An 18,769-nucleotide genomic window follows, 5' to 3' on the forward strand; every position below is an offset into this window, starting at 1 on the left:
ATGAACGTCGTACGCGCTCTCCCCCTGATCGTCCTGGCCGCCGCGCTCAGCGCCTGTGCCGGCAAGCCCGCGCGCAGCGATGCGCCGGTTGCCGATACGCTGGTTCCGGCCAGCCCGACCGCCGCCACCGATACCGCCACCGATGCCCCCGCACCGGCAGCGGAGCCCACCCCCGTGGCCAGCGGCGAAACGGCCACGGCCAATACGCCTCCGGCCACGGACGCGTCTGCTGGAACCAGTGCCTCGGCTGCCGCTGCGCAGCCCGGCGGCGACGATGATTTCGACGCGCTGTACGGCGCCGACGGTGCGGCTGGCAACGCGGTGGCCTACGACCCGTGGGAACCGTTCAACCGCAAGGTGCACCGGTTCAACGTGGCGGTCGACAATGCCGTCGCGCGACCGCTGGCGACGGCTTACACCCACGTGGTGCCACGCTTTGCCCGCACCGGTGTGAGCAACTTCTTCAGCAACCTGCGCTCGCCGGTAACGATCGTCAACCAGCTGCTGCAGGGCCGTCCGGATGATGCCTGGGACACGCTGGGTCGCTTCCTGATGAACTCGACGCTGGGTATCGGTGGCCTGTTCGATCCGGCCAGCAAGGCGATGGTCGCCAACCGCAAGGAAGACTTCGGCCAGACGCTGGGTGCATGGGGCTGGCGTCGCTCGCGCTACGTCGAGCTGCCGTTCTTCGGTCCCCGCACCGTGCGTGATGTGTTCGGCCTGGCCGGCGACATGCCGCTCTCGCCGATCCGCAACATCGAAGAGGACAAGGTCCGCGTCGGCCTGCAGGGCCTGCAGCTGGTCGACAGCCGCGCGCAGCTGCTGGCGGTGGACGATCTGCGCAGTTCGGCGGTGGACGAATACGCGCTGGTCCGCGATGCGTGGCTGCAACGTCGCAACTACCAGATCGAGAACGATCTGCGTGGCAAGCGCAACCGCGGCCAGGACGATCCCAACTCGCCGATCCCGATCGATGCGATGCCGATGCCGCAGTGGGGCAACTGAATCCTGTCGGCACCCCATGAAAAAACCCCGCCTCGGCGGGGTTTTTCATTGCGGGCGATCAGGCGCCCAGTGCGGCGTCGACGGCCTCGCGCAGACGCGCATCATCGGCGGCCACATCCGGCGCGAAGCGGGCGATGACCGCGCCGTCGCGGCCCACCAGGAACTTCTCGAAGTTCCACAACACCGCCGGCGCCGGGTGGATCGGAATCTCCTTGCTGGACAGTCGCTCGCGCAGCGGGCCTTCGCCGATGGCCTCCGGCTGCGCGGCGATCAGCTGCTGGTAGAGCGGGTGCGTGTCATCGCCGGCCACGCTGATCTTGGCGAACATCGGGAAGGTGACATCGTAGGTCAGCTGGCAGAACTGCTGGATCTCCGCCTCGCTGCCCGGCTCCTGGCCAAGGAAGTTGTTGGCCGGGAAACCGAGCACTTCCAGCCCCTGTGCCTGCTTCTGCGCATACAGCGCCTGCAGGCCCTCGTACTGCGGGGTCAGGCCGCACTTGGAGGCGACGTTGACCAGCAGCAGCACCTTGCCCTGGTAATCGGCAAGACTGGACGGCTGGCCGTCGATGGTGGTGAGGGGAATGTCCTGGATCGGGGTGCTCACGCGGGGGTGCTCCGGCAACAGCGGGGAATGGCCCATCAGCATAGCGCCGCGTGGCTGCGCCGGAACGCCTCAATCCACGCAGAGCGTGCCCTGTGCCTTGCCGTCGTCGATGCGCTGACGGCAGCCGAAGTTCTGGCTCACGTCGCGCTGGCAGGTGCCGGTGGCTGCCGTGCCGACGGCGATGCCGTCGCTGGCCAGGCATTGGCCGGTGCAGTCACGCTTGCTGCTGCAGGTCTTTCCTGCGTCGGCGTATGGAATCACGCACTGCAGGCGCTGCAGCCGTCCCAGCGGCTGCAGGGTGCCGCCGGCGGCCTGGCAGTCCACATCACGCGCGTCCTGGTAGGCCTGCGCGGCCTCCGGGCTTGGCCGGGCATCACCGGCCTGCGTGGCAGGCGGTGTACTGCTGCATGCAGCAAGCACTGCGGCCAGGGCGGCACTGGCGGCAAGGTGGAAACGCATGGCGGTACCTGTTGGCGATGGACAGGCCGCCAGCATACGCATCGCCCCCGTCGGCAGGGTGTCTGCGTCGCTCAGCGGGCGTCGGTCCCGCCTTCACTTCCGTCATCCTCACCGCTGCCTTCCGCATCCCCTTCGCCCAGGTCGCCGAGCAGCGATTGCGCCTGCTCGGTGGCCAGCGATTCCACTCCGCGCAGCCTGCGCTCGATGGTGCGCGTCTTGCGGCTGGCGTCGCCGATGCTGCGGCCCACGGTGCTGATCTGCTTCTCGGCCTTCTCGAGGATGCCGGCGAACTTGCCGAATTCGCTCTTCACCGCCCCCAGCAGGCTCCACACCTCGCTGGACCGCTGCTCGATGGCCAGCGTGCGGAAACCCATCTGCAGGCTGTTGAGCAGAGCGGTGACCGTGGTCGGCCCGGCCACGACCACGCGGTGATCGCGCTGCAGGCCGTCGACCAGGCCCGGACGCCGGATCACTTCGGCGTACAGGCCTTCGGTAGGCAGGAACATCACTGCGAAATCCGTGGTGTGCGGCGGCACGATGTACTTCTCGCAGATCGACTTGGCCTGCACCCGCACCGCGCGCTCAAGCTGGATGCCCTGCAGGCGCACGCCCTCGGCATCGCCCTGCTCCTGCGCATCGAGCAGGCGCTCATAGTCCTCACGCGGGAACTTGGAGTCGATCGGCAGCCATACCGGCGTGTCGTCGTTCCTGCGGCCCGGCAGGCGCACGGCGATGTCGACCATCTCGCCACTGTCTGGACGGACCTTGACGCCCCGCGCGTACTGCTCCTGGGTTAGGGTCTGCTCGAGAATGTTCTCCAGCTGCACTTCGCCCCAGCTGCCGCGGTTCTTGACGTTGGTCAGCACGCGCTTGAGGTCGCCGACGCCGGTGGCCAGCTGCTGCATCTCGCCCAGCCCGCGCTGCACCTGCTCCAGGCGTTCGGAGACCAGGGTGAACGACTGCCCCAGTCGTGTTTCCAGCGTCGACTGCAGCTTCTCATCGACGGTGTGGCGCATCTGCTCCAGCTTCTGGGCGTTGTCGTTCTGCAGCGCGCGCAGCTGTTCTTCCAGAGTGGCGCGCATCTCGGCGATGCGCTGTTCATTGCGCTGGGTCAGCTCCTGCAGCCGCAGGCCCAGGCTATCGGTCAGGCGCTGCTGGGACAGTGCACCCTCTTCGCGGCCCTTGCGTGCATCGTCCACCAGGGTCTGGCGCAGCGCGCCGAGCTGGGCATCGGTGCGGCCGGTGAGTTCCTGCAGCTGCTGGCCGAAGGCATGGATGCGCGCCTCCTGCTGCTGGCCGAAGCTCTCCAGCTGGCCTCGCAGTTCCTGCAGCCGCTGCGCCAGCAGGGCGCCGCTGCGCTGCTGGCTGTCGGCGGCTTCGGCGCGTGCCTTGCGTGCATCCTCGCCCAGCGCCTCGCGCAGCAGGTCCAGGCGCTGGTCGGTGCGGGTCGACAGGTCGGTCAGCGCCCGGGCAAAGCCATCCAACTGTTCGCGCAGTTCACTGCGGCCCGTCCGCGCCTCCTCGCGTACGGCCTGCTCCAGCCGATCATGCGGTGGGCGGCGCAGCAGGGCGACCAGCTGCAGGATGAGTACGACCAACAGGAGGCCGGCGATGAGCAGGGATTCGGTTTGCATGGCACCAGTGTAGGCTGGGCCAGTCTCAACTGCTGCGTCCCGCCCCGGTCATGCTCGCGCTGTTCGGAAAGCCCACGTCGATCAACGTACGCAAGGTGCTGTGGCTGTGCGCCGAGCTCAGGCTGGCCATCGAGCACGATCCGGCACCGTCGGCACGGCGGCTGGCCGGGCTGAATCCGAACCAGCAGGTGCCGGTGCTGCGCGACGGCGGCTTCGTGCTGTGGGAATCGAACAGCATCTGCCGTTACCTGGCCTCCCGCGCCGGACGCGCTGACCTGCTGCCGGCAGATGCGCAGGCGCGTGCGAAGGTCGAGCAATGGATGGACTGGCAGGCGACCGACCTCAACACCGCCTGGCGCCACGTGTTCATGGCACGCGTGCGGCAGCATCCTGACTATCCCGACGACGACCGGGCCGAGGCCGGCCTGGCCCGCTGGAATGAGCTCATGGGTCTGCTGGATGCCCAGCTGGCCGGCACGGGAGCGTATGTCACCGGCGACCACTTCACCCTGGCTGACATCGTGCTAGGCCTGTCCACCCAGCGCTGGCGCAGCACCCCCGGCGCCAGGCCCGCGCTGCCCTGCGTTGACGCCTGGTTTGACCGCCTGCGGTCGCGACCCGGGTTCGCCGAACACGTCGACAACGGTGACCCCTGAGGCAGCGGTACGTACCGCGAGGCCTCCTGCAGGGCCGGGTCATGCTTTGCTCTGCAGGAGGCAGACAGGCCTCTACCAGCCTTCGAGAACGATCTTGCCCTTGGCGCGGTGACTCTCCAGCACGGCATGCGCGCGGCGCAGGTTCGCCGCTTCAATGCGGCCGAAATGCTCGCCCAGCGTGGTCTGCAGCACGCCGGCATCGACCAGGTCCGCGACGCGGTTCAGCAGCACGTGCTGCTGCTGCATGTCCGGCGTCCGGTACAGCGGGCGGGTGAACATCGATTCCCAATGCAGCGACAGCGCCTTGCGCTTGAGCGCCATCACATCCAGCTGGCCAGGATCGTCGATCAGCCCCAACTGGCCCTGTGGCGCCAGCACCTCCACGATCTGCGCGAAATGCTGGTCGGTGTGGGTCAGGCTGGCGACATGCTCCACCTGCGCGATGCCCAGCCGTGCCAGCCCTTCGGCCAGTGGCTGGCTGTGGTCGATCACATGGTGCGCGCCCATCGCGTACACCCAGTCCTGCGTCTCCGGGCGCGAGGCGGTGCCGATCACGGTCAAGCGGGTCAGGCGACGCGCAAGCTGCACCAGGATCGAGCCGACGCCACCGGCCGCGCCGATCACCAGCAGGGTCTGGCCCTCGCCTGCGCCCTCGGCGATGCGCAGGCGATCAAACAGCAGCTCCCAGGCCGTGATCGCCGTCAGCGGCAGGGCTGCGGCGGCCGCATCATCGAGGCTGGCCGGCTTGCGGCCCACGCTGCGCTCGTCCACCAGCTGGTACTCGGCATTGCTGCCGGACCGGTCGATCACGCCTGCGTAGTAGACCGCATCGCCCGGCTGGAACAAGGTCACCTCACCGCCCACCGCATCGACGATGCCGACGGCATCCCAGCCGAGCACGCGCGGGCCATCGGTGGCCATGTTGCGGCGGACCTTGGTGTCGACCGGGTTCACCGCCACCGCGCGCACCGCCACCCGGAGGTCGCGCGGGCCCGGCTGGGGAAGCGGCAGGTCGATATCGATCAGGGCCTGTGCATCGTCGATCGGCAGGCCGGCATGGGAATAGGCAATGGCGCGCATGGCAGCGGTCCAGTGGGAAAGGAGGCCACAGCGTGCGCCGCGCACGGTCCGCCGGAAAGGCGCACAATCGGGCAGGACTTTCACTCCTGCAATGAAAATGATCCGCTTCGACGACCTGCAGCTGTTCGTCCGTACCGCCGCACTGGGCAGCTTCTCGCAGGCCGCGCGCGAGGCCGACCTGCTGCCCGGACAGGTCGCCGCCGCCGTGGCCCGGCTCGAGCGCGAACTGGACCTGCGCCTGTTCGTGCGCACCACCCGCAGCCTGCGGCTGACCGCCGAAGGCGCGCTGTACCTGCCTTACGCGCAGGAGGTGCTGGCGACCCTGCGCGAAGGCCAGGCCCGGGTGCAGGGCGAGGATGCCGAGCTGCATGGCACGCTGCGGCTCTCTGCCCCGTCGGACTTCGGACGCAACCTGCTGCTGCCGTGGCTGACCCGGTTCCGTGCGATGCATCCGCGATTGCGGCTGCATCTGCGCCTGTCCGACGAAGTGGCCGATGTATTCCGCGATCCGGTCGATGTGGCGATCCGCATCGGGCACTTCGATGATGCCAGCTATGTCGCCCTGCCCCTGCTGGAAGGCAACCGGCGCGTGCTGGCGGCGTCGCCCGGCTACCTGCAGCGGCGCGGCACGCCGCAGCGGCTGGAGGATCTGCGCGAGCACGACTGCCTGGCCTACCAGCTCGGTGGTCGCGCCTACGACCGCTGGGCCTTCGAGGTCGACGGCCGTCGCGTGGTGATCCCGGTACAGGGCCCGCTGGTGTGCGACGACGCCGATGTGGTGCGGCGCTGGGCGGTGGCCGGTGAGGGCATCACCTACAAGTCCTGGCTGGACCTGCGCGAGGACGTGCTCGCCGGGCGCCTGCAGCTGCTGCTTCGCGGTGTGGGCAGCCACATCCCACTGCAGCTGGTCTGCCCGCACCGCAAGCAGTTCTCGCCCGCGGTGCGGCAGTTGCATGCGCAACTGCGCCAGCACCTGCAACCGCTGCTGTCGGGCATGCCCGAGGGCGGCGGCGGCCCCCTGTCGCAGCGCGCGGCACTGGCCGACAATACCGGCTCCCCGTAGCGAGAGAACACCGCCATGCCGTGGATGGGCATCCAGGACCTGTGGACGTTTCTGGTCGCCGTGCTGGTGTTCCTCGCCCTGCCCGGGCCTGGCACGTTCACCCTGTTGACCGCCACCGGCAGGGGCGGGGTGCGCGGTGGTTACACCGCACTGGCAGGCCTGCTGGTCGGCGACCAGATCCTGATGTGGCTGGCCCTGGCCGGCGTGGCGGCCCTGCTGAAGGCCAACCCGCTGGTCTTTCACGCCGTGCAGTACCTGGGCGCGGCCTATCTGGTGTGGGTGGGCATCAGCCTGCTGCGCACGCCCAGGCAGGAGGGCGGCGATGCCGGCCCGATCCGCATGCAGCCGGGCCGCTACTTCCAGCAGGCGATCCTGGTCAGCCTGCTCAATCCGAAGGCGATCCTGTTCTACATGGCCTTCCTGCCACTGTTCATCGACCCCAGGGCGCACCAGGGCATCGCCACCTTCGTCGCGCTGGCGGGGATCATCTTCGTGGTCAGCATCGCCTACTGCTCGCTGCTGATCTGGGTCGGCAACCTGGCGCGGCGCCGGTTGATCCAGCATCCGCGCGTCAGCGACGCGCTGCGGCGCGTGGCCGGAGTGTTCCTGGTCGGCTTCGGCATCCGCCTGGGACTGAACGGCTGACCGGCACGGCGACGGGCGTCGGGCCCGTTCCGCAGCCTTTGTGCTGATTCCGGCAGTGTCGTCGCGGTCATGCGCGCGCTGCGCCAGGCATGACCCCCGTCAGTGGTAATGCTGCGCTGCGTTCGGTCACACTCGGAGACTTGTCGTTATCAGTCACCCCTTCCGAGGCCTGCATGTCCCTGCTCCGGCGCAAGTCCCTAGATTCCGTCACCGTCCATGAAGCCGGCAGGCGACTGGTCCCGACACTCAGCTGGCCGCACCTGATCGCGCTGGGCATCGGCGCCATCGTCGGTACCGGCATCTACACGCTGATCGGCGTCGGTGCCAATCTCGCCGGCCCGGCCGTCCTGATCTCCTTCGCCATCGCCGGTGCGGTCTGCGCCTGCGCGGCCCTGTCCTACGCCGAGCTGTCGACGATGATGCCGGCCGCCGGCAGTGCCTACACCTACAGCTACAGCGCGTTGGGCGAGGTGTTCGCCTGGGTGGTGGGCTGGAGCCTGATCCTGGAGTACTCGCTGGTGGTCAGCACGGTGGCCGTGGGCTGGTCGGGGTACTTCGTCGGCTTCCTGGAGTGGGTCCACACCCAGTTCGGCTGGGACGTGACCCTGCCGGCCGCGCTGGCCGCGGGTCCGCACGTGGAAGGCGGCATGATCAATCTGCCGGCGATCGTCATCACCTGGCTGGTGGCCCTGATGCTGATGGCCGGCACCAAGGAGAGCGCGACCCTCAACGCGATCCTGGTGGTGTTCAAGCTGATCGCGCTGGCCATCTTCGTGGCAGTGGCACTGCCGGCCTTCGACAGCAGCAACCTGCAGCCGTTCATGCCGTATGGCTTCGCCAAATCACTGGGTCCGGATGGTGTCGAGCGAGGCGTGATGGCGGCCGCCGCGATCATCTTCTTCGCCTTCTACGGTTTCGACGCGATCTCCACCGCTGCCGAGGAGACCAAGAACCCGGGCCGCGACCTGTCGATCGGCATCATCGGTTCGATGATCGGCTGCACCATCGTCTACGTGCTGGTGGCGCTGGCCGCCGTGGGTGCGATGAGCTACGCGGTGTTCGGCCACAGTGCTGAGCCGCTGGCGCTGATCATGCGCCAGCTCGGCCACCCGACCGCGGCGATGGTGATCGGTGTCATCGCGATCATCGCCCTGCCGACCGTGCTGCTGGCCTTCCTGTACGGGCAGAGCCGCATCTTCTTCGTCATGAGCCGCGATGGCCTGCTGCCGCGTGGCCTGTCCAAGGTCAGCGCGCGCACCGGTACGCCGGTGGCCACCACGCTGTTCACCGCGCTGGTGGTGTCGGCCCTGGCCGGCGTGGCACGCCTGGACGAGATCGCGGCATTGGCCAATGCCGGCACCCTGGCGGCGTTCACTGCGGTAGGCATCTGCCTGGTCGTGCTGCGCGTGCGTGAACCGAACCGCGAGCGGACCTTCCGCACGCCGCTGGCCTTCATCGTCGGGCCACTGGCTGCGCTGGGCTGCATCTACCTGTTCATCAGCCTGCCGCACACCACGCAGCTGTACTTCCTGCTGTGGAATGTCGCGGGCCTGGTGCTGTACTTCCTGTACAGCCGCCGCCATGCGCTGATCGCGCGCTGATCCAGACCGCGCCGGGCACGGCCCGGCGCAGATCCGGCCCGGGCGGGGCGGTTACCCGCCCTGCCTGGCGGCGTAGTCCTGCGCCTGCCGCATCACCCGCAGCAGATTGCCGCCCCAGATGCCGGCGATCTGCTGTTCCGTGTATCCCTTGCGCAGCAGCCACGCGGTGATCTTCGGCAGCTGGCTGACATCGGGCAGGTCACTCAGGCCGCCGCCGCCGTCCCAGTCCAGGCCGATGCCCACGTGTTCGGGCCCGACCACCTGGAGGATGTGCTCGAAGTGGGCGAAGAAGTCCTCCAGGCTGGCGTGCCGGACGGGGTGTTCGTGGTCCAGTGCCTGTTCGGCCTTCAACAGGGCCACGCCCTGCTCGATGCCCATGCCTTCCCAGCCTCCCAGCTGCCGGCTGAGTGCTTCTTCGGCCTGTTTGCGCTCGGCCGTCTTGCCGGTGTCGATCAGATAGCCGCCATAGGCGTTGACCTGGATCACACCACCGGCCTTGGCCAGCTTCTTCAGCCGCGCGTCGTCGAGGTTGCGTGGATGGTCGTAGACCGCCTTGGCTGAACTGTGCGAGAGCACGAACGGCACCGGCATCATCGCCAGCAGATCGTCGAACACAGCATCGGAGGCATGCGACTGGTCGATGACGATGCCGAGCTTCACCGCCTCGCGCACCAGCGCCTTGCCGGCCGGGCTCAGGCCTTTCCACTCCGGTCCCTTCGGATCGGTCGCAGAATCAGCGAACTCATTGTTGGCGAAATGCACCGTGCTCAGCAGGCGCAGGCCGGCACGGTGATAGAACGAAAGCAGGCTGGGGTCGGCCACCAGCGGGCTGGCGTTCTCCATGCTGATGTAGACCACGCGTTTGCCGGCGGCCTTGATCCGCGCTGCATCGTCAGCGGTCAGGGCCAGAGCGAACCGATCGCCGTTTGCCGCCACCATCTCGCGGATTTCCAGCAGGCGCTGCAGGCCGTGATCGCGCTCGGCCAGGTGGGCGGCGGCGCTGCGGTCGCCCTGGTCGGTGTAGATCGCCCAGAACCCGCCGTCCAGTGCTCCCTCGACCATGCGCGGGTAGTCCACCTGTGACAGCGCGTTGCGATCATGGCGCTGTTCGATATCGAAGCCGGTGCGGCCAAAGTTGGCCGGCGTATCCAGGTGGCTGTCGAGCGTCAGCAGGCGCTGCTGCAATGTCTTGGCACGCGCAAGCTCCTGCGCGCTGAACTCGATGGCATGGGCGGTCAGCGGCGCGCTCAGCGCCAGGGCAAGCAGCACGGACAGACGGCGCAACGACGGCATGAGGTTCCTACCGGCAATGGGAAGAACCCGACCATAGCGCTGCGGCCGGCCAATTTGTAGAGCCGAGCGCATGCTCGGCTGCCAGACAGATCAGCCGAGCGTGGGCTCGGCTCTACAGCGCCACGCGGTCAATCAACCACGCGGCAGAACACCGCCTTCAGGTAACGCGATTCCTGCACGTGGGCCATGAACGGATGATCCGCGCCGGCACCGGCAACCTTCAGGATCTGCAGGGTGCGGCCGGAGAAATAGGCCGCACGGCGCAGCATGTCCAGGAACTGGTCCTCGGCCACCAGGCCGGTGCAGGAGAAGGTGGCGAACAGGCCACCGGGCTTGACCACGCCCAGCGCCAGCTTGTTCATGTCCAGGTACTTCTTCAGCGCATTGATCACCTGGTCGCGGTCGCGGGTCATCTTGGCCGGATCCAGGATCACCACGTCGTACTGCTCACCGCGGTTGGCGGCATCGCGCAGCCACGGGAAGATGTCGGACTGGATGAACTTCGGGCGCACGTTGTTCAGGCGCGAATTGCCCTTGGCGATCTGGATGACGTCTTCATCGATGTCGATGCCGACCACGTCCGAGGCCCCGCGTGCGGCTGCATAGACCGCGAAGCCGCCGGTGTTGCAGCACAGGTCGAGTACGCTCTTGCCTTCCACCTGCTGGCTCAGCCATTGCCGGTTCTCGCGCTGGTCGGCGAAGAAGCCGGTCTTGTGCGCGCCGGCCGGATCGGCGCGGAACTTGATCCCGTACTCGGTGATCACCGACGCTTCGGTGGTGGTGTTGCCGTGGAAATCGAAGCTTTCCTGCTTCTGCACGTGTTCGTCGGCGAAGCTGTGGAAGCGGCAGCCGGGGAACTGCTCACGCAGCGCATCGTAGATCCATTCGCGGTGGCGGAACATGCCGGCAGCGAAGAACTCGACCACCACCAGGTCGCCGTAGCGGTCCACCACCAGGCCGGACAGACCGTCACCTTCGCTGTGCACGACACGCCAGGCGTCGGACACCGCGTCGAGCTTGAGTACCTCACGGCGCAGCGACACTGCCTGGGCGATCTTGCGCGAGAACCAGCCGGCATCAACCGCAACGGCCTGATGGGTTTCAAGAATGCGCACGGCGATGCGCGAGTGCCCGTTGTAGAACCCGCGCCCGATGAATTCCCCGTCCACCCCGACCACGTCGACGAGGGAACCGGGCTTGGGCCGGACGGTCGGCTTCTCGACCAGTTTCTGGAAGATCCACGGGTGGCTGGAGCGCCACGCGTTCTTGAGGCGGACAACGGGAAGGGGGGTATTCATCCACCTATTGTAAACCGGCCGCCGGGAGTCAGATCCCCGCAGGGGCTCTGACCCCTCTCTGGCGGGAACATGGGCTCGGGGTCCCTGCGGGGATCCGACCCCGGTGCCCGGGCATTTGACGGCGGACGCGGCAGGCCGCAGAATCGGCGCCAGAAGGGGAGTAGCTCCCAGACGTTGTCGCCGTCATTTCGAGCCCGCAGGCTCCGGTGCAACGGCAGTTCCAGCCGACTGGAACTGCGAGCGAGACCTTCGCCGTACTGGCGAAGCTCTGTCCCTGGATCCCCTCCCGATCCTCCGTTGCAGATCCTCGCCGTCCGGCCTGGCATTCATCTTTCCAACGGACATTCCCAATGCAGACGATCGGTAACATGTGGTTGTGGGGCGGCTTCGCAGCGGTGGTGGTCATCGCCCTGCTGGTCGACCTCGTGTTGATGCGCCATGGTGGCCCGCACAAGGTCACCTTCAAGGAGGCCCTGTGGTGGTCCATCGGCTGGGTCGCGCTGGCCCTGCTGTTCAACGCCGGCCTCTGGTACTACCTGAATGAGACGGCCGGCCAGGTCGTGGCCAACAAGGTCGGTCTCGAGTTCCTGACCGGCTACCTGGTCGAGAAGGCGCTGGCGGTGGACAACATCTTTGTCTTCCTGATGATCATGAGCTACTTCGCGGTGCCGGAGGAGCAGCGCCAGAAGGTGCTGATCATCGGCATCCTGGGCGCGATCGTGCTGCGTACGATCATGATCTTCGCCGGCAGCGTGCTGATCAGCCAGTTCCATTGGCTGCTCTACGTGTTCGGCGCCTTCCTGCTGTTCACCGGCTGGAAGATGTGGTTTGCCGCCGGACAGGAGCCGGACCTGGAGAGCAACCCGGCCCTGCGCTGGATGCGCAAGCACCTTCGCCTGCTGCCGGAGTACGCCGGCAACGCCCTGAGCGTGAAGCGCGACGGCGTGCGCTGGTTCACCCCGTTGTTCGCGGTGCTGATCCTGATCGCCGTCACCGACGTGATCTTCGCGGTGGACAGCATTCCGGCGATCTTCGCGATCACCACCGATCCGTTCATCGTGCTGACCTCCAACGTGTTCGCGGTACTGGGCCTGCGTGCGATGTTCTTCCTGCTGGCCGGCATGGCCGACCGGTTCCACCTGCTGCCGTACGGCCTGGCACTGGTGCTGGGTTTCATCGGCATCAAGATGATGATCATCGACCTGTTCAAGATCCCGACCCCGGTCTCGCTGGGCGTGGTCGCGCTGATCATTGCCGCCACCGTCGTGCTGAGCCTGAAGTACCCGCCCAAGGAAGGCGAAGGCCAGGCCTGATCGCGGCTGGCAGACATGGCCAGCGGGATTGTCCCGCTGGCCGCTTCCACTCTCCCGCAGCGGTGGCCTTGGTTTCGCGCCAGCCACCGCCATTGCTTGAGGTATGAACAGCAACGCGCCCCTGCCCGCCGGCGACGTGCCGGCCCCCCGCAACGACCGCCTCCGCATCCTGCGGGCGTTCAATGTCAGCCTGGCCGCCGTGCTGGTGCTGGTGGTCGTGTTCGCCCTGCAGGGCACGTTCGACTGGCGCCCCTGGGCGGTAGCGCCGCTGGAAGCCAAGGGCCTGCTCGGCCTGCTCGGCGGCCCGCTGCTGCATGCCTCGGTCGAGCACATCGCCGCCAACAGCATCGCGATCCTGATCCTCGGCACCCTGGCCGGAAGCGTCTATCCCAGGGCCACCGTCCGCGCCCTGCCCCTGCTCTGGCTGGGATCGGGTGTGGGCGCATGGATGCTGGGCAATCCCGGCAGCGTCCATCTGGGTGCCAGTGGCGTGACCCACGGCCTGATGTTCCTGCTCGCCGGCCTCGGCCTGCTGCGCCGCGACCGCGCCGCCATCGCCACCGGCCTGATCGGCATGCTGTTCTACGGTGGCATGCTGATGACCATCCTGCCGCATGCCGACGGCGTGTCCTGGCAGTCGCACATGGGCGGCGCCTTCGCCGGCATCATCGCAGCGCTGCTGTTCCGCACCGCCGACCCGCTGCCACCGCGTCCGCGCTACAGCTGGGAGGACGAGGAAGAGAACGCAGAACCGCTGGCCGACGATGAACTGGAGCCGCCGTCGCCACACCGTGTGCCGGTCCTGTGGCAGCCGCGCGAAGGGCAGGATTACGTGGTCATCCCGTTCCGGCGGCCGGACGAACCGCGCGGCTGAGGTGGGATGGGTCCCGGGCATGGCCCGGCGCTACGGTTCACCGGCATCCCGGGTAGCGCCGGGCCATGCCCGGCGGCGTTGACGTGTCAGTTCGCCGCGTTGCCCGCCGCGCCAGTGCCATCCACCGCCTGCCGGCCCAGCGCCGGGTCATCGGTGAAGAACGCATCGATGCCAGTGGCCAGATAGGCGCGCATCTCGGCGATCGAGCCTTCGGCATTGCGCGCGTTGTCCGCCCCCCTGCGCAGGTTGCTGGGCTGGAACTGATTCTCCGGGCGGAAGGTATACGGGATCACCATCAGGCCGGCCGCGTGCGCATCGCGCACCAGCGCGGTCGGCGTTCCCAGTGCACCGTTGGCGTCCAGCGGAATGATCGAGCGCAGTTCAGGACCGATGCCATCGGCATAGGCCGCGATGTCCTTCAGGCCCGCAGGAGTCATCATCTGTGCGTAGTTCAGCGTGCCCCCGGCCTTGGCGACGTCGGCCGGCTGGGTATCGCCCTTCCACAACAGCTGCAGCAGGCGGATGTTGCTGTCCTGCGGGATCTTGCTGCGCAGGTAACGCAGGTTGGCGGTCTCGAAGGACTGGATGGTGACCGGACCGACGTTGGTGTAGGCATTGCCACGCAGCGCGGCCAATAGTTTGTCTTCCATCGGCAGACCGATGGACTGGAAGTAGGTCGGATGCTTGATCTCCGGCACCAGACCGATGCCTCGATTGGCGCGGCCGGCCTGCTGGACCAGGAAGGCGAGGATTTCATCGAGACTGGCGATGCGGAACTGGCCGTCGTAGGCGGTGCTGCGCAGGTCGGGCAGGCGTTCGCGCGCGTACAGCGTCTTCAGCTCGGCCAGGGTGAAGTCTTCGGTGAACCATCCGTCCACCGTCTGCCCGTCGATGACCTTGCGGGTGCGGCGGCTGGCGAATTCGGGATGCGAGGCGACATCGGTGGTGCCCCCGATCTCGTTCTCATGGCGGGCCACCATCACCCCGTCCCTGGTCATCACCAGGTCCGGTTCGATGTAGTCGGCTCCGTCGGCGATGGCCTGTGCATACGCAGCCAGGGTGTGTTCCGGCAGCAGCGCGCTGGCGCCGCGATGACCATAGACCGACGCCCTGGCCGCAGCCGGGAGAGAGGATTCAGCACTCATGGCCACCGATGGTGCCACGGCCAGCGACAACAGCAACGCACAACCCCACGACTTCACTGCAACGTCCCCCAACGGTAGGTGATGGGCGGCAGTATGCGGCGGCAATGTGACAGGTGGGGGAAGGGCCGCTGTGGAGCCTGACTTGGGCTTGCCTCTACGGCGGACAGTTGATGCAGTGATCCATGCTGTCCTGCGGAGTCCGATGCCTGCTCGGCGATTCTGGTCTAATCGACCAGCGCGTCGTGGAAGTCACGTTCATGGACGATCATGATGCGCACCCCCTGCTTACGTAGTTCTACGGCGCGCTCGACCTTTCGACCGTAGCAAGCGTACGTCCAGCACGGATTGCCCTCCGCGCCAATGACAAGGTAATCGACCTTTCTGGAGGGATTCGAGTGGACGGTTCCTCCTCTGTCTGACACCAGCAACCCCATCTCGCTCCGACTTCCTTTGTAGGAAGCTCCCGTGAAGCAGAAGCCCTTCTCGGCAAACTGGATTTCCGGCGCAACGGCACACAGACCAATCAATGCACCCTGGACGCCAACAGTCGGTGCCGTGACCGTCCGGTCATCGGACAATGCAATGAACTCAGTGAAGAACTGCGTTAGCTGATGTTGCTCCTCTTCATCCACTTTTCCGTCCGCAAGTACCTTCGCAACCAAATGATCAATCTCGTCATACGGCCAGCACCCCCGAAGATGTACATGCTCTTCCATCCAGTCTGACAGACCGCGCAGTTCAGCTTCGCTGATCTCGCAATCGGCGACGATCCCGCCCAGTACGGCATGTAGTCGCTGGAGATCGGCAACGGTGCTGCCGATGCGCTCTGCAGATCGCATCTTCGAGACGAGCCACCGAATGTCCTCAGCCCCTTCCTCTGTAAGGACTCCATCCACCAGAGCTGCCTCGGCAACAGGAATCAGCTCGTTGAAGGGATGGTATTTGCGGCGTGCTACATGCTGCTGGATCCAGCCTTCGAGAAAGCCGCGCTCAAGCTCGTTGATCTCCTGATCGATAGCGATCCCTTCAATGATTCCAGCGAGCGAGTTCAGAGAGCGGGCCAGCTGTGCCGGATAGGTAAAGTGCTGGTACTCCACATGATCTGGATGCATCTGCCGTTCCTTGTCAGATTTTTCCGCACGCTAACCCGGGACTTGCCCTGACTCAAGCCGTTGGTCAGATCCTGACCCAGATTCAGTGCCAATTACGTCACTTTATGGGGAATGTGGCCGGAGAATGAGCTCCTATCTACGGCTCCGCGCGGCTTACTTCCCGATGCAGAAGCTGGAGAAGATCCGTCCCAGCAGGTCATCGGCGCTCATCTGCCCGGTGATCTCGCCCAGCGCGTCATGTGCGAGCCGCAGCTCTTCGGCTGCCAGTTCCAGGTGTTCGTGGGCCAGCTCGCCATCAGCGCGACGGGCATGTTCCTGCGCACGCTCGATTGCATCCACGTGGCGGGTACGCGCGGAGAACTCGCCGTCCACCTGTTCGCCCGCGCCTGCCGATGCGATCGCGCGCAGGCGCGCGTGCAGGTCGTCGAGTCCGGCACCGGTAGCGGCCGAAACGAACACACGGTCCGGATCGTCCACGGTTGGCCCGGCCTGCAGCAGATCCGACTTGTTGTGGATGTAGACCTTGTGCGGCACGGCCCGCACCGCTTCGCCGATGGCCGCCTCGCCCGCCGCCGGATCGCGTGCGTCCAGCACGATCAACGCCAGGTCGGTGCGTTCGATCTCCACGTGGGCACGGCGCATGCCTTCGCGTTCGATGGCGTCGCCACCGTCGCGCAGGCCGGCAGTATCGACCAGGGTCAGCTCCAGTCCATCCAGGCGGATGGTCTCGCGCAGCGTGTCGCGCGTGGTGCCGGCGATGTCGGTGACGATGGCGCGTTCGCTGCCGGCAAGCGCATTGAGCAATGAACTTTTGCCGGCGTTAGGCGGGCCGATCAGCACCGCGTGCAGGCCATCGCGCAGGCGACGGCCACGCTCGGCATCGCGGCGCAGCAGGGCCAGGTCGCTGCGTGCCAGTTCCAGCCCGCGGCGCACCTGCGCGCCGCCCAGCGTATCCAGCGGCTCATCTACAAAATCGATGGCCGCTTCCACATGCACGCGCAGCAGCACCAGCTGCTCGACCACGGCGTCGATGCGCCGCGAGAACACCCCGTCCAGCGAGCGACGGGCAGCACGCGCGGCGCGGTTGTCGCCCGCAGCGATCAGATCGGCGATGGCCTCGGCCTGAGCCAGATCGAGCTTGCCGTTGAGGAAGGCGCGCTCGCTGAACTCACCGGGCCGCGCCTGCCGCGCGCCGAGCGCGATGCAGCGTGCAACCAGTTGCTGCAGCAACACCGGGCTGCCATGGCCCTGCAGTTCCACCACTTCTTCGCCGGTGAAGCTGTTCGGTGCCGGGAACCACAGCACGATGCCATCGTCGATCACCTCGCCGTCGGCGTCGCGTAGACGTGCGTAATGCGCGTGACGTGGGCGCAGGCCGGTTGCGCCCAGTGCGTTGGCGATGGCGGCGGCGCGCGGGCCGGACAGGCGCAGGATGCCGACGCCACCTGCACCTGGCGCGCTGGCGATGGCGACAATGGTGTCGGTGCTGGCTGCCTCATTCATCGCTTGGAACGTCTCCGGTTGCGCACGCGCGGAATTCTACCGCCTCATGCGAAAAGCCCGCCTTGCGGCGGGCTTCTGCTGCGGTCAGCCGGCCAGCGGCCGACTCTACCGATTACTTCTTCTTGACCGGAGCCGACGCGGCGGTGGCCGGGACCGGGTCGCCGCCATGGCGCTTGGTCATCCACCACTGCTGCAGCAGGCCCAGGCCGCCGTTGACCACCCAGTACAGGACCAGGCCGGACGGCATGAAGGCCATCATGACGCCGAACACCAGCGGCATGAACTGCATCATCTTCTGCTGCATCGGGTCCATGCCCGGCGCAGGCGTGAGCTTCTGGGTGAACCACATCACCGCCACGTTGATCACCGGCAGGATGAAGTACGGGTCACGCGCGGTCAGGTCCTGGATCCAGCCCAGCCACGGCGCCTGGCGCAGTTCGACCGACTCCACCAGCACCCAGTACAGGGCGAAGAAGATCGGCATCTGGATGAGGATCGGCAGGCAGCCGCCCATCGGATTGATCTTCTCCTTCTTGTACAGCTCCATCATCGCGGTCTGGAACTTCTGGCGGTCATCGCCATAGCGTTCCTTCAGCTGCTGGATGCGCGGCTGGAAGCGGCGCATCTTGGCGCCACTCTTGTATTGCACGGCCGACAGCGGGTACAGCACCAGCTTCAGCAGCACCACCAGGCCGACGATCGCCCAGCCCCAGTTGCCGACCAGCTTGTGCACCTGGTTGAGCACCCAGAACAGGCCCTGGCCGATCACCGCCATCATCGAGAAACGGCTGTAGTCGACCACGCGATCCAGGCCCGGCACGTCTTCCTTGGCGATCAGGTTGACCAGCTTGGGGCCGACCCACAGGCGCGCTTCGGTGCTGGTGGACTGGCCCGGGGCCAGGGTAAAGGCCGGTCCGCGCGCTTCGATCAGGTCACGACCGTCCACCTGCGACAGCACGTAGTGGGCGACCTGGTCCTTCTGCGGGATCCACGCGGTGAAGAAGTGGTGCTGCAGCATCGCCAGCCAGCCGCCGGTGATGTTCTGGTTCAGCGCACCGTCCTCCAGGTAATCCTTGAACGCACGACGCTGGTACTTTTTGTCGTTGTCGTACCAGGTGGCACCGTTGAAGCTGAAGGAATCCGGGTTGGTCATGCTCCGCGACAGGATGGTCGGGGTGCGGTCCAGGGTGCGGTAGACGTAGCCGTTCCACGTGGTGGCGCCGGCATTGCTGACTTCATCCTTGAAGCGCACGGCGTACTCGTTGCGCGAGACGGTGAGGGTGCGCTTGATGGTCACGCCGTTGTCGGCGGTCCACACGAACGGGATCTGCAGTTCGTTCTGGCCCTTGGCCAGCACGAAGTCGCGGGTGTCACCGACCAGCTTGAAGCCGTCGGCGCCGGGCACCGGGGCGTTCTTGTCCTGGCTGGCCCAGCCGCTGATCGCGCTGTACGGATGCGCGGGATCTTCGGTCAGCAGGCGGACC

Annotated in this window: 17 protein-coding genes; 7 read left to right on the plus strand and 10 right to left on the minus strand. The window is 66.8% G+C overall.

All coding sequences use genetic code 11. The annotated features are described in order from the left end of the window. Window positions 1–1,005, plus strand: coding sequence for a VacJ family lipoprotein (locus QMZ25_RS04090; protein WP_283219170.1), 1,005 nt, complete (start codon window positions 1–3; stop codon window positions 1,003–1,005). A 58-nt stretch (window positions 1,006–1,063) separates the two neighbouring features. Here the strand turns inward: QMZ25_RS04090 and QMZ25_RS04095 are convergent, their stop codons facing one another. The 3 genes from QMZ25_RS04095 to rmuC form a co-directional block, all read right to left on the minus strand. After that, window positions 1,064–1,609, minus strand: coding sequence for a glutathione peroxidase (locus QMZ25_RS04095; RefSeq protein WP_283219171.1), 546 nt, complete (start codon window positions 1,607–1,609; stop codon window positions 1,064–1,066). Window positions 1,610–1,678: 69 nt separating this feature from the next. Next, window positions 1,679–2,068 carry a hypothetical protein gene (locus QMZ25_RS04100; RefSeq protein WP_283219172.1) on the minus strand — a complete coding sequence of 130 codons (390 nt, stop codon included), beginning with the start codon at window positions 2,066–2,068 and terminating at the stop codon, window positions 1,679–1,681. Between the two features lie 71 nt (window positions 2,069–2,139). Next, the gene (rmuC, locus tag QMZ25_RS04105) at window positions 2,140–3,702 is read right to left on the minus strand and encodes a DNA recombination protein RmuC (RefSeq protein WP_253118417.1); all 1,563 of its coding nucleotides are present in this window, start codon (window positions 3,700–3,702) and stop codon (window positions 2,140–2,142) included. A gap of 50 nt (window positions 3,703–3,752) precedes the next feature. Here rmuC and QMZ25_RS04110 point away from each other — a divergent pair, with 50 nt between their 5' ends. Beyond that, the gene (locus QMZ25_RS04110; protein WP_283219173.1) at window positions 3,753–4,358 is read left to right on the plus strand and encodes a glutathione S-transferase N-terminal domain-containing protein; all 606 of its coding nucleotides are present in this window, start codon (window positions 3,753–3,755) and stop codon (window positions 4,356–4,358) included. Between the two features lie 72 nt (window positions 4,359–4,430). Here QMZ25_RS04110 and QMZ25_RS04115 read toward each other — a convergent pair whose 3' ends face one another. Further along, complete coding sequence (locus QMZ25_RS04115; protein ID WP_065174064.1) at window positions 4,431–5,438, minus strand: zinc-binding alcohol dehydrogenase family protein; 1,008 nt, start codon at window positions 5,436–5,438, stop codon at window positions 4,431–4,433. 91 nt (window positions 5,439–5,529) lie between these two features. Here QMZ25_RS04115 and QMZ25_RS04120 point away from each other — a divergent pair, with 91 nt between their 5' ends. The 3 genes from QMZ25_RS04120 (at window position 5,530) to QMZ25_RS04130 (ending at window position 8,747) form a co-directional block, all read left to right on the plus strand. Continuing rightward, a complete protein-coding gene (locus QMZ25_RS04120) occupies window positions 5,530–6,501 on the plus strand; it encodes a LysR family transcriptional regulator (RefSeq protein WP_065182141.1) in 972 nt (323 codons plus the stop codon). Between the two features lie 15 nt (window positions 6,502–6,516). Then, complete coding sequence (gene leuE, locus QMZ25_RS04125; RefSeq protein WP_053517234.1) at window positions 6,517–7,146, plus strand: leucine efflux protein LeuE; 630 nt, start codon at window positions 6,517–6,519, stop codon at window positions 7,144–7,146. Between the two features lie 173 nt (window positions 7,147–7,319). After that, window positions 7,320–8,747, plus strand: a complete 1,428-nt coding sequence (locus tag QMZ25_RS04130; RefSeq protein ID WP_053517233.1) for an amino acid permease — start codon at window positions 7,320–7,322, stop codon at window positions 8,745–8,747. Between the two features lie 51 nt (window positions 8,748–8,798). Here QMZ25_RS04130 and QMZ25_RS04135 read toward each other — a convergent pair whose 3' ends face one another. Continuing rightward, on the minus strand, window positions 8,799–10,040 hold the full coding sequence (locus QMZ25_RS04135; protein ID WP_053517232.1) for a dipeptidase: 1,242 nt from the start codon (window positions 10,038–10,040) through the stop codon (window positions 8,799–8,801). 128 nt (window positions 10,041–10,168) lie between these two features. Next, window positions 10,169–11,338, minus strand: coding sequence for a class I SAM-dependent rRNA methyltransferase (locus QMZ25_RS04140; protein WP_283219174.1), 1,170 nt, complete (start codon window positions 11,336–11,338; stop codon window positions 10,169–10,171). A gap of 350 nt (window positions 11,339–11,688) precedes the next feature. On the opposite strand from QMZ25_RS04140, the gene QMZ25_RS04145 reads away from it, so the two are divergent. Both QMZ25_RS04145 and QMZ25_RS04150 read left to right on the plus strand, forming a co-directional pair. Beyond that, a complete protein-coding gene (locus QMZ25_RS04145) occupies window positions 11,689–12,651 on the plus strand; it encodes a TerC family protein (protein ID WP_053517229.1) in 963 nt (320 codons plus the stop codon). 103 nt (window positions 12,652–12,754) lie between these two features. Then, window positions 12,755–13,525: a rhomboid family intramembrane serine protease gene (locus QMZ25_RS04150; RefSeq protein WP_197600196.1), complete on the plus strand. Its 771-nt coding sequence runs from the start codon at window positions 12,755–12,757 to the stop codon at window positions 13,523–13,525. An 86-nt stretch (window positions 13,526–13,611) separates the two neighbouring features. On the opposite strand, the gene QMZ25_RS04155 is transcribed toward QMZ25_RS04150, so the two are convergent. The 4 genes from QMZ25_RS04155 to yidC all read right to left on the minus strand — a co-directional run. After that, the gene (locus tag QMZ25_RS04155; protein WP_283219175.1) at window positions 13,612–14,727 is read right to left on the minus strand and encodes a glycerophosphodiester phosphodiesterase; all 1,116 of its coding nucleotides are present in this window, start codon (window positions 14,725–14,727) and stop codon (window positions 13,612–13,614) included. Between the two features lie 167 nt (window positions 14,728–14,894). Continuing rightward, window positions 14,895–15,782, minus strand: coding sequence for a BRCT domain-containing protein (locus QMZ25_RS04160; protein WP_283219176.1), 888 nt, complete (start codon window positions 15,780–15,782; stop codon window positions 14,895–14,897). 153 nt (window positions 15,783–15,935) lie between these two features. Next, window positions 15,936–17,285: a tRNA uridine-5-carboxymethylaminomethyl(34) synthesis GTPase MnmE gene (mnmE, locus tag QMZ25_RS04165; RefSeq protein WP_283219177.1), complete on the minus strand. Its 1,350-nt coding sequence runs from the start codon at window positions 17,283–17,285 to the stop codon at window positions 15,936–15,938. Window positions 17,286–17,397: 112 nt separating this feature from the next. Then, a partial coding sequence (yidC, locus tag QMZ25_RS04170) for a membrane protein insertase YidC (protein ID WP_283219178.1) occupies window positions 17,398–18,769 on the minus strand: 1,372 nt, incomplete at its 5' end.

Source organism: Stenotrophomonas sp. RS-48 (assembly GCF_030053245.1).
GTDB lineage: Bacteria > Pseudomonadota > Gammaproteobacteria > Xanthomonadales > Xanthomonadaceae > Stenotrophomonas > Stenotrophomonas maltophilia_P.

Bases quoted from the DNA above. Each gene is read 5' to 3' on its own strand.
- QMZ25_RS04100 (WP_283219172.1), bottom strand. From the start codon at position 2,068: ATGCGTTTCCACCTTGCCGCCAGTGCCGCCCTGGCCGCAGTGCTTGCT.
- QMZ25_RS04130 (WP_053517233.1), top strand. From the start codon at position 7,320: ATGTCCCTGCTCCGGCGCAAGTCCCTAGATTCCGTCACCGTCCATGAA.
- QMZ25_RS04115 (WP_065174064.1), bottom strand. From the start codon at position 5,438: ATGCGCGCCATTGCCTATTCCCATGCCGGCCTGCCGATCGACGATGCA.
- QMZ25_RS04145 (WP_053517229.1), top strand. From the start codon at position 11,689: ATGCAGACGATCGGTAACATGTGGTTGTGGGGCGGCTTCGCAGCGGTG.
- rmuC (WP_253118417.1), bottom strand. From the start codon at position 3,702: ATGCAAACCGAATCCCTGCTCATCGCCGGCCTCCTGTTGGTCGTACTC.
- QMZ25_RS04110 (WP_283219173.1), top strand. From the start codon at position 3,753: ATGCTCGCGCTGTTCGGAAAGCCCACGTCGATCAACGTACGCAAGGTG.
- QMZ25_RS04135 (WP_053517232.1), bottom strand. From the start codon at position 10,040: ATGCCGTCGTTGCGCCGTCTGTCCGTGCTGCTTGCCCTGGCGCTGAGC.
- leuE (WP_053517234.1), top strand. From the start codon at position 6,517: ATGCCGTGGATGGGCATCCAGGACCTGTGGACGTTTCTGGTCGCCGTG.
- QMZ25_RS04150 (WP_197600196.1), top strand. From the start codon at position 12,755: ATGAACAGCAACGCGCCCCTGCCCGCCGGCGACGTGCCGGCCCCCCGC.
- mnmE (WP_283219177.1), bottom strand. From the start codon at position 17,285: ATGAATGAGGCAGCCAGCACCGACACCATTGTCGCCATCGCCAGCGCG.
- QMZ25_RS04120 (WP_065182141.1), top strand. From the start codon at position 5,530: ATGAAAATGATCCGCTTCGACGACCTGCAGCTGTTCGTCCGTACCGCC.
- QMZ25_RS04160 (WP_283219176.1), bottom strand. From the start codon at position 15,782: ATGCATCCAGATCATGTGGAGTACCAGCACTTTACCTATCCGGCACAG.
- QMZ25_RS04090 (WP_283219170.1), top strand. From the start codon at position 1: ATGAACGTCGTACGCGCTCTCCCCCTGATCGTCCTGGCCGCCGCGCTC.
- QMZ25_RS04140 (WP_283219174.1), bottom strand. From the start codon at position 11,338: ATGAATACCCCCCTTCCCGTTGTCCGCCTCAAGAACGCGTGGCGCTCC.